9 protein-coding genes are annotated in these 9,972 nt (G+C 43.9%); 7 read left to right on the top strand and 2 right to left on the bottom strand.

What is annotated here, in order from left to right; all coding sequences use genetic code 11:
- The 4 genes from QUB13_RS21325 to trpS form a co-directional block, all read left to right on the top strand.
- The coding region (locus QUB13_RS21325; protein WP_333384463.1) for a CHAT domain-containing protein at nucleotides 1–2,571 on the top strand (2,571 nt) is incomplete at its 5' end.
- 136 nt (nucleotides 2,572–2,707) lie between these two features.
- On the top strand, nucleotides 2,708–3,025 hold the full coding sequence (locus QUB13_RS21320; protein WP_333384456.1) for a hypothetical protein: 318 nt from the start codon (nucleotides 2,708–2,710) through the stop codon (nucleotides 3,023–3,025).
- Between the two features lie 16 nt (nucleotides 3,026–3,041).
- Nucleotides 3,042–4,445 carry a hypothetical protein gene (locus tag QUB13_RS21315; protein ID WP_333384453.1) on the top strand — a complete coding sequence of 468 codons (1,404 nt, stop codon included), beginning with the start codon at nucleotides 3,042–3,044 and terminating at the stop codon, nucleotides 4,443–4,445.
- Nucleotides 4,446–4,579: 134 nt separating this feature from the next.
- Nucleotides 4,580–5,590: a tryptophan--tRNA ligase gene (gene trpS / locus QUB13_RS21310; RefSeq protein ID WP_333384450.1), complete on the top strand. Its 1,011-nt coding sequence runs from the start codon at nucleotides 4,580–4,582 to the stop codon at nucleotides 5,588–5,590.
- 72 nt (nucleotides 5,591–5,662) lie between these two features.
- Here the strand turns inward: trpS and QUB13_RS21305 are convergent, their stop codons facing one another.
- Nucleotides 5,663–5,788, bottom strand: coding sequence for a hypothetical protein (locus tag QUB13_RS21305; RefSeq protein WP_333384447.1), 126 nt, complete (start codon nucleotides 5,786–5,788; stop codon nucleotides 5,663–5,665).
- 160 nt (nucleotides 5,789–5,948) lie between these two features.
- Here QUB13_RS21305 and QUB13_RS21300 point away from each other — a divergent pair, with 160 nt between their 5' ends.
- From QUB13_RS21300 to QUB13_RS21290, 3 genes are read left to right on the top strand one after another with little or no spacing between them, the layout of a single operon-like run.
- Nucleotides 5,949–6,839, top strand: coding sequence for a methylenetetrahydrofolate reductase (locus tag QUB13_RS21300; protein WP_333384444.1), 891 nt, complete (start codon nucleotides 5,949–5,951; stop codon nucleotides 6,837–6,839).
- A 40-nt stretch (nucleotides 6,840–6,879) separates the two neighbouring features.
- The gene (locus QUB13_RS21295; protein WP_333384441.1) at nucleotides 6,880–7,476 is read left to right on the top strand and encodes a Uma2 family endonuclease; all 597 of its coding nucleotides are present in this window, start codon (nucleotides 6,880–6,882) and stop codon (nucleotides 7,474–7,476) included.
- Nucleotides 7,469–9,094 (top strand): mucoidy inhibitor MuiA family protein, encoded by a 1,626-nt coding sequence (locus QUB13_RS21290; protein ID WP_333384436.1) that lies wholly within the window; start codon nucleotides 7,469–7,471, stop codon nucleotides 9,092–9,094. Before QUB13_RS21295 ends, QUB13_RS21290 begins: the two co-directional genes overlap by 8 nt.
- A gap of 252 nt (nucleotides 9,095–9,346) precedes the next feature.
- Here QUB13_RS21290 and QUB13_RS21285 read toward each other — a convergent pair.
- A partial coding sequence (locus QUB13_RS21285) for a diguanylate cyclase (protein ID WP_333384433.1) occupies nucleotides 9,347–9,972 on the bottom strand: 626 nt, incomplete at its 5' end.

Raw genomic sequence — 9,972 nt, 5'->3', positions numbered from 1 at the left:
GCAGCTTTAGAAGTTCGCACCCGCGAGGCATTTCCTCAAGATTGGGCAAATACTCAAAATAATTTGGCGACTGCCTATTGCGGCAGAATCAGAGGCGAAAAAGCAGATAATCTAGAAAAAGCGATTTTCGCTTATCAAGCAGCTTTAGAAGTTCGCACCCGCGAGGCATTTCCTCAAGATTGGGCAAATACTCAAAATAATTTGGCGACTGCCTACGGCGACAGAATCAGAGGCGAAAAAGCAGATAATCTAGAAAAAGCGATTTCCGCTTATCAAGCAGCTTTGTTAGTTTGCACCCGCGAGGCATTTCCTGAATATTGGGCAAATACTCAAAATAATTTGGCGACTGCCTACTGCAACAGAATTAAAGGCGAAAAAGCAGATAATTTAGAAAAAGCGATTTCCGCTTATCAAGCAGCTTTGTTAGTTTGCACCCGCGAGGCATTTCCTCAAGATTGGGCAAATACTCAAAATAATTTGGCGACTGCCTACGGCGACAGAATCAGAGGCGAAAAAGCAGATAATCTAGAAAAAGCGATTTCCGCTTATCAAGCAGCTTTGTTAGTTTGCACCCGCGAAGCATTTCCTGAATATTGGGCAAATACTCAAAATAATTTGGCGATTGCCTACAGTAAGAGAATCAGAGGCGAAAAAGCGGAGAATATAGAAATGGCAATCGCCATTTATCAGGCATCATTGTCAGTTTACACCCGCGAGGCATTTCCCTTTGAATGGGCAAGGAGTCAAAGTAATTTGGCGAATGCCTACAGCGACAGAATCCGAGGCCCAAAAGCGGAGAATATAGAAATTGCGATTTCCAATTATCAGGCATCATTGTCAGTTTACACCCGCGAGGCATTTCCCTTTGAATGGGCAAGGGGTCAAAATAATTTGGCGAATGCCTATAGCAATAGAATCCGAGGCCCAAAAGCGGAGAATATAGAAATTGCGATTTCCAATTATCAGGCAGCTTTGTTAGTTTACACCTGTGAGGCATTTCCGATCAATCATGCTCAAACCTTAGAAAATCTCGGACGTGCCTACAGGCAGAATTCCCAACTCCCAGAAGCTTACGATAGTTTTAACTGCGCCATTGAGACAGTCGAATCAATACGGCGTAAAATCATTATCGGCGGCGAAGCAGATAGACAAAAATTAGCTGAAGAATGGCGTCAACTTTATCAGCTCATGGTACAAGTTTGCATAGCAATGGAAAACAACACCGCCGCCCTAGAATACATCGAACGCAGCAAAACCAGAAACTTAGTAGAATTGTTTCACAATTCCCGCAGCCTACCGCAAAATGTACAGCGAATTAGTTTTCAAGAAATTCGCAGTCTGTTAGGTAAAAACGAGGCAATTTTGGAATGGTACATTACTGTTAACGGCTTTAAAGTTTTTATTATTACCCGCGACTCCACCCAACCCTATCTCTGGCAATCTTCACATCAAGACTCGCAAAAATTAGTAGATTTTGCAAACGAGTATATTGATGACTACATCAATCAACCTGACAACTGGAGAAATCAGCTAGAAACCCGCCTCGAAAAATTAGCTAAAATCTTGCACATCGATAAAATAATTTCTCACCTCCCTAAAAAATGCCAGCGATTGATATTAGTTCCCTTCCGATATTTGCACTTGTTGCCACTTCACGCATTAACCAGCCGAAGGCTAAGGCAGAATATAGAAGAAACTGGATGTCTCCTCGATCTTTTCCCTGGCGGCGTGAGATATACTCCCAGTTGTCAGCTATTACAATTACCTCAGCGGGTAAATCCGACTGGGGAAGAGTCATCACCCACAAGATTGTTTGCCATTCAAAACCCGACAGAAGATTTAGACTTCACCGACATCGAAGTTGAAGCAATTGCCAAATCCTTTAATCCAGCGGAAGTTTTGATTCGGGAAAAGGCAAGTAAGACAGGATTGCAGCAACAGCTTGAAGCGTTGCAGAATGCCGAGATCGCCCACTTTTCCTGTCACGGCTTTTTCGACTTTAACAATCCTCGGAAATCAGCTTTAATCTTAGCTGGTGCGAAAATTGCCACCGATAACGTGGACTCGGAGAACAAAAGTTATATTCGTTCCCCTCAAGACAAATTGTGGGATATTGAAAAATGTCTGACGCTGGAAGAAATCTTTGATTTGCCCCTGAGTAAGTGCAGTTTAGTGACGCTTTCCGCCTGCGAAACTGGGTTAACGGATATTGGAGATACCACTGATGAGTATATCGGATTGCCTAGCGGTTTTTTGTACGCCGGAACCACGAATGTGATTAGCACTTTGTGGGCTGTCAATGATGTATCTACGGCAATTTTGATGATTAAATTTTATGAGCTTTTCCTGTCTGAAAATCGCCCGCCTGTGGCGATTGCTTTGCGGGAGTCTCAGTTGTGGCTGCGGAGTGTGACTGTTAAAAGTTTGCTAGAATGGGTGGAAGCGTCGCAGTTGTTGAGTCGCGAACACAAACAGAAAATTCAAGGCAAATACAGGCGCGGTTACAAACCGGATTATCAACCTTATGAGTCTCCCCTACACTGGGCAGCTTTCTGTGCAGTTGGGCAATAAGCGTTGGTATCAGAAACCGGGTTTCTGCGGAGATTGTTTTTTTCACTTGAGATTTCTCAGATAAACCCGGTTTCTTTGACCTGAGTTCTAAATCATTTCAACGATAAATTCATTATAATCAAAGGAGAAATTTGCAATGACAGACGAACAATTTATTTCCGGTTTCCTAGCAGTCTTTGAAACCAACCCCGAAGTATTTGAACAAGTCGGGGCGGTTGACGATTTAGCAAATCTCAGCAATACGATATCCCAGATGGCTGATAAATCGAATAACGAAGTAGCTGATGCTATTGGTTATTGGTGTGCAAACTATCCTAAAATAACAGATGAAATCAACAATTTTATTAGAAAACCAAAACCACAACCCACCAAAAAAGAAGAGCAAGAACCAAGGCTATTAAACCGCTATCCAGAGTTGCCAGAAAATCTCAAAAAACGCCGCCCCAATTCATAGCCCCCGCGCCAATAATATGACAGACAAAATTTCTGCCCCGAATGTCTATTTATACGCTTTCCAACTGCACAATGACAGTCAGTGCAGCAATAATCCTCTGTGGAAACACTGCGACAATATCCTCGCCAACTTCACCGATAAAAGGGTAACACAAAATCTAGTTTTTCCGCCAAAATCTGACAGCTACCGCGATGATTTGTTGCCAAATGTCGCACTAACATTTAACAGCAATCCACCCATAGAAGGTTTTGCCCAACCGCTACAAATTCACGACAGCTATGCTTTATGGTTAAATATAGGTTGCCCGGAAGACGGCACAGCCGATAATGTAGATGTCGATCTAATCCAGAAATTTAACCCAAATCAAGCCTTACTTATCGATGGCGATGACAACTTTTTGGGTCAAACTCTCCTAATTACTGCATGGCTTACGGAACCGCCACCAGAGAAATTAGATTCCCTCAAACCCCTCGCCGATAAATGTCGCGATAGTTTATTCCAAGGCGACTCGCCACCTGTATTTGATCTATCGGGTAAACTGTTCGGTAGTCCGATTTTTGAATACGGTACAATTAGCGATATTGCGAATTACCGCCACCTGCTTGTCTGGCTGCTGGCTGACAAACAAACCGACGAAGATTTTAGCACTTGCCAAGCAGAAATACTCGACCTGCTATTTTACCGCAACAAAATTATCAAAGCTTTTCAAGACAGCCGCCAGATTTACCGCGAACTCGATCGCGAATACCGGATCATTGAGAAAAATATGGAGATATTGCAGCAGCAATTTTCCAGAGGAACTGTATTAACTTCTGTCCAATTGCAGGAATTTCAGGAACAGCTAAAGCAACTCTTCAGCAAAGCTGTAACTTATACTAGCCTGCTGCGGAAACTCGAAAATTATGACAATACAATTGTCCTAAATCTTAACAATTATACTGACATTTTGCAGAAAATTTGTGATATACTAGGAATCGATAAGGAAGAACTATCAATATTAAATAACTTCAGTATAAAAACGGCTCCTTATGTGCGATCGCAAATAGCCGGAGACTTAGGATATTTCCGCCACGGGACAAACTTAATCGATCAGGCGATCGCCTCAATTCGCGGCATAGTAGAAATAGAACAAGCCAGGAGCGATCGCACAAACCAACTCGCACTCCGCAACAGCGAAGACAAAGAGAAATATCGGGACGATCGACTAGAAAGCACAGTACAGGCGATCGGCGTAGGTTTAGCAGCCGGTGGTATCGCCGCATCAAGCGGTACAGACAAACTCTTCGATACAGTCCAAAACCATCAAATCCCAATTTTAATGCAATGGCATCCCTTTGTATTTTCCTTTGCCTTGAGTTTTGCGATCGCCCTTTTTGCAGCCGGCATCACTTGGTGGCGCACTAAACCAAAAAACAGTTGACAGTTGACACTTGACAGCGAGCTTTTTAAGGCTGGGATTTAGATCGTTTCCGGTTGATCGAATTTAACGAAGGGGATCTGAAATTGAAATAACGTGTCAATATAGAAATGTGAAATCAATTCTATTCTTTCCTCATGGGTAAACAGCGCGTTCTTTCAGGAGTTCAGCCAACAGGCAATCTTCACCTAGGCAATTATCTCGGTGCCATTCGCAACTGGGTAGAAAATCAAAGTCAGTACGAAAACTACTTTTGCGTAGTCGATTTGCACGCAATCACCGCACCGCACAATCCAGCAACCCTAGCCTCCGACACTTACGCCATCGCCGCCCTTTATTTAGCTTGCGGCATCGATTTAGAACATTCTACTATTTTCGTGCAATCCCACGTCTCGGCGCACACAGAACTAGCATGGCTGCTAAACTGCATTACGCCGATTAACTGGCTCGAAGATATGATTCAGTTTAAAGAAAAAGCAATTAAACAAGGCGAAAACGTCAACGCAGGCTTGCTAAATTATCCCGTATTGATGGCAGCAGACATCTTGCTTTACGATGCCGACAAAGTACCAGTAGGAGAAGACCAAAAACAACATTTGGAACTCACCCGCGATATAGTCATCAGATTAAATCACCAATTCGGCACACCAGAAAAACCCGTATTAAAACTTCCCGAACCGTTAATTAGGGCAGACGGCGCGAGAGTAATGAGTTTGACCGACGGTACGCGCAAAATGTCAAAATCTGACCCCTCCGAACAAAGTCGAATTAACTTATTAGATTCGCCAGAAACAATTACAAAAAAAATCAAGCGGTGCAAAACAGATGCCGTGCGTGGCTTAACCTTTGACGACCCAGAACGCCCCGAAGCTAGAAATTTGCTAACACTTTATCTCCTGCTTTCCGGCAAATCGAAGGAAGAAGTTGCAGCGGAATGTCAAGATATGGGTTGGGGTGACTTTAAACCCCTGTTGACAGAGACAACAATTAATGCCCTGAAACCGATTCAGGATAAATACAAAGACATCATGGACGAACGGGGATATTTAGACTCTGTACTGCGTCGCGGAAAAGAACAAGCAGAAACCATTGCTAATCAAACTCTAACTAAGGTTAAGACAGCTTTCGGTTATTCTTTACCTGTTTAGTTGTTAGTTGTTAGTTGTTAGTTGTTATTGGTTATTGGTTATTGGTTATTGGTTACTGGTTAAAAATTACAACTACCAACTGCCAACTGCCAACTGCCAACTGCCAACTGTCAACTGCCAACTGTCAACTGTCAACTGCCAACTGTCAACTGTCAACTGCCAACTGTCAACTGTCAACTGCCAACTGCCAACTGCCAACTGTCAACTGCCAACTGTCAACTGCCAACTGCCAACTGTCAACTGTCAACTGCCAACTGCCAACTGTTAACTGTCAACTGTCAACTGCCAACTGCCAACTGCCAACTGCCAACTGCCAACTGCCAACTGCCAACTGTCAACTGTCAACTATCAACTAACTATGAACCGTTTTCGTACAGCCTGCACCACCCCCGGAGAATTTATAATTACCGCCGAAGTTGCCCCGCCAAAAGGCGGCGACATCACCCACACCATACAAATGGCTGAACTTCTAAAAAACAGAGTTCACGCTATTAATATTACAGACGGCAGCCGCGCAGTGCTGCGAATGTGCCCGCTAGCAGTTTCCGCGATTCTATTGCAGCACGGCATTGAGCCGATTTGTCAAGTTGCTTGCCGCGATCGCAATCAAATAGGCCTGCAAGCCGATCTCATGGGAGCCCACGCTTTAGGCATCCATAATATCTTGGCACTCACCGGCGATCCAGTCAAAGCCGGCGACCATCCAAAAGCCAAAAGTGTATTCGATTTAGAATCAGTGCGGCTGCTGCAAGTCATTCAAAAAATGAACGGCGGCAAAGACTGGAATGACAAAGCTTTAACAGACGGAATTACCGATTTATTTGTCGGTGCCGCTGTCGATCCGCAATCCCCCAGTTGGTCGGGGTTGCAAAGTCGATTCGAGAAAAAAGTAGAAGCCGGAGCACAGTTTTTTCAGAGCCAATTAATTACAGATTTTGAAGTTTTTGATAAGTTTATGCACCACATTGCTGCTGGCTGCAACAAACCAATTTTAGCAGGAATCTTTTTGTTTAAATCAGCTAAAAATGCTGAATTTATTAAAAAATACGTGCCGGGAGTTCACATACCGCAAGAGACGATCGACCGTTTGGCAAAAGCTCCAGCACCTTTGCAGGAAGGCATAAAAATTGCGGCCGAACAAGTCAAGCTAGCGCGGCAATTGTGTCAAGGAGTTCACCTGATGGCAGTGAAGCGAGAAGATTTGATTCCTCAAATTTTGGATTTGGCGGGAATCGAGCCGCTGAGTTAACATTGAATTATTGCTAACATTTTAAATCCACAGGACAGTCATGGTTCAAACTATAGACAATCCCACAGTTTCTCCCACAGCCGAGCAGCATTTCACTTGGCGCGGTTTGAATTGGCAGCAGTTTAAAGCAATTAAATCCAGCTTTGAAAATGTGCCAGGAGTGCGGTTATTTTATTGTCAAGGAGTTTTAGAAATTGTGGGCATTAGTAAACCTCATGAAGCATTTCAATCGATAATTAGCTTATTGCTTGCGATCTACTTTGAAGTTAAGGAAATTGAGTTCTTTCCTAGCGGTGCTTACAGCCAAATTGTTGATGGTCAAGTCGAGTATCAGGCAGATTTGTCCTATTGCTTGGGGAAAGATAAAAATGTTCCCGATTTATGTATTGAGGTGGTAATTACTAGCGGTAGTCCGATTAAACTTCAGAAATATCGGCTGATGGGTGTGCCTGAAGTTTGGTTTTGGGAAGACGGAACGCTGCAACTTTACCGCTTGCGAGAGCAGGGTTATGAGCCGATTGCTAGCAGCGAATTGCTGCCAGAATTAGACTTATGTTTGTTGAAGCGTTGCATTTTATTTTCCTCGCCATTGGAAGCATTAAAAGAGTTTCGTAAAGGTATTAGTAGCAATGACTAATTCAGATTTACTCGATCGCGATAATATCAAAATAGTAGAGTCGCAAATTTCTGAAGTTACAGTTTATACCGATCGCGCCCTGATAACCCGCCGCGGCACAGTAGCCTTGACGGGAAACGAGTGCGAATTAACGATCGCCTCTCTCCCCACAACCCTCGAAACAGAGTCAGTCAGGGCCACCGGTGCGGGTACAGTCGCCGTGCGATTGCTGGGAGTACGCACCGAAAAAGTGTTTAGCAGCGAACCTACGGGCGATCGCATCGCCGAATTAACCGCACAAATCCAAGAGTTAGAAACCCAAAAACGCGCCATACAAGACCAAATCGCCTCGCGTAAAATTCAACTCAACTTTGTCGAGAATTTAAGCGCAAAAAGCGTGGGTTCCTTTGCCAGCAGCATCTCCAAGCAACAGATTGGTTTGAACGAAGTCGGCGAATTGCTCAATTTTTTAGGCAGTAATTATAAAAAGTACATAAGTGCGATCGGGCAACACGAAAGACAGCAGCAGGAATTAGACAAGCAAATAGAAGCCTTACGCCAGCAGTTGCGCCAACTACAAACTCCCCATTCCCAACAAAGTTTTAACATCATTGTTGCGATCGAACCAAGCGGCAGCGGCAATTTTGAACTCGAAATTTCCTATGTAGTAACCCAAGCCCGTTGGACTCCCCTTTACGACTTGCGAGTCAACACTACCGACAACCAAATCAATCTCAACTACCTAGCCGAAGTCAATCAAAATACAGGCGAAGATTGGACGGGAGTAGCACTGACTTTATCCACAGCCAAACCCGGATTGGGAACTTTGCCACCAAAACTCCAACCCTGGTATATCGATATTCTTCACCCAAAATCTCCTCAACCCGCAGAATTGATGAGAATACGAAGCAGACAAATTGCTGAACCTGAGATGGCTGTGGCAATGAAGGCTCCTAGTGCTGCTGCACCCGCGCCCGAACCCATAGCAGCTCAAACCGCCACAGCAAGAGTATCTAGAGAAGGCAGTACCGTCTCATTTCAAGTAGGAGGAAATACCAATATTCCCAGCGACGGCACGCCGCACAAAGTCACTATTTTCAGCGAAAATTATCCCTCAAAACTTCAATACATAGCCGTTCCGAGTTTAGTCAGCTTTGCTTATTTGCAAGCAATTGTCACCAATCCAATGACAGGTGTAACTCTGCTGCCCGGTCAAGCAAATATCTTTCGCGACAACACTTTCGTAGGTACTTTACAGTTAGCAAATATTTCCCCTGGCCAAGAATTCAAGCTGAATTTAGGAATAGATGAAGGACTAAAAATTGAGCGAGAATTAGTCGATAGACACGTCGATAAAAAACTGATCGGCAATCAGCGGCGCACGAGTTACGGTTATCGGTTAATTGTGACAAACTTGCAGCAGGTGCCTGTAAAATTGATATTGAAAGAGCAACTACCAGTCAGTCGCAACGAGCAAATAAAAGTGCGGTTGAGTGTCACCAATCCGAAGATAGTAGCAGGTGAAATGGGAATGTTGGAATGGATAATGTCTCTACCGCCTCAAGCCAAACAAGAGTTAGATTACCAGTTTGTTGTCGAACATCCTCCCGATTTAACAGTCGTGGGTTTAGATATTTAATTAGGATTTACACTCTTAATCTGTAGCCCTAGCTACAGCTTGTTTCTCTTTCAGCCAACCCTATTTCCATACTGTGAAAAAGGCAGGATATCCGCCATCTGCGGTAGCGTCAGGGGACGAAAAATATCAAACTTTCATTATCAAAAATTTGACGGTGTGACCATGAAAAGAACAAACCAGGATTAATTACAACTGGCGAACAGTTCTGTATAACGGTATAATTCCCCCTTCCTCGAAAAACGCCCCGATTTTTCAACAATTTGTACTCCAGCGATCGCGCCCCTGTTGTTTAGCATCGTACAAAGCTTTGTCTGCATAGGCTACCAGTGTATCTGGTTGAACTTCCAAGGTGGGTATGAGTGAGGAAATACCCAAACTGACTGTGACGATCTCCTTCACGTCAGACTGTGCATGGGGAATCGCCAGATTGTGAATTTCTTGCTGAATGTTTTGTGACACCTTAATCCCTCCTTCTAAATCCGTATTCGGTAGGAGTAACACAAATTCTTCTCCACCGTAACGCGCTGCTAAATCGGTGGGACAACGGACTACTTTTTGTAATATTTGCCCTATTCTAATTAAGCAATCATCCCCAGCCAGATGACCGTAGTAGTCATTGTAGGATTTGAATTTATCAACGTCCAATAAAATTAGAGAAAGTGGCTGATTTTCTCGCGCTAGGCGTTGCCATTCACTTTGAAGGCGATTGTTGAAACAGCGACGGTTAGCCACCTGAGTCAAACCATCTAGATTGGCCAGTTCTTCTAATTTTTGATTCGCATCTTGGAGAGCCAATTCTATTTGTTTGCGGGCGGTAATATCACGGATAGTAACGGAAAAACCATCTCCTAGCTTGACTGCTACGAAGTGAAACCAGC

It is taken from the genome of Microcoleus sp. B4-D4 (genome assembly GCF_036705185.1).
Taxonomy (GTDB): domain Bacteria; phylum Cyanobacteriota; class Cyanobacteriia; order Cyanobacteriales; family Microcoleaceae; genus Microcoleus.
Note: the sequence above shows the minus strand (reverse complement) of the source record. Positions and strands in the feature narration are given on the sequence as shown.

Bases quoted from the DNA above. Each gene is read 5' to 3' on its own strand.
- QUB13_RS21315 (WP_333384453.1), top strand. From the start codon at position 3,042: ATGACAGACAAAATTTCTGCCCCGAATGTCTATTTATACGCTTTCCAA.
- QUB13_RS21290 (WP_333384436.1), top strand. From the start codon at position 7,469: ATGACTAATTCAGATTTACTCGATCGCGATAATATCAAAATAGTAGAG.
- QUB13_RS21320 (WP_333384456.1), top strand. From the start codon at position 2,708: ATGACAGACGAACAATTTATTTCCGGTTTCCTAGCAGTCTTTGAAACC.
- QUB13_RS21295 (WP_333384441.1), top strand. From the start codon at position 6,880: ATGGTTCAAACTATAGACAATCCCACAGTTTCTCCCACAGCCGAGCAG.
- QUB13_RS21300 (WP_333384444.1), top strand. From the start codon at position 5,949: ATGAACCGTTTTCGTACAGCCTGCACCACCCCCGGAGAATTTATAATT.
- trpS (WP_333384450.1), top strand. From the start codon at position 4,580: ATGGGTAAACAGCGCGTTCTTTCAGGAGTTCAGCCAACAGGCAATCTT.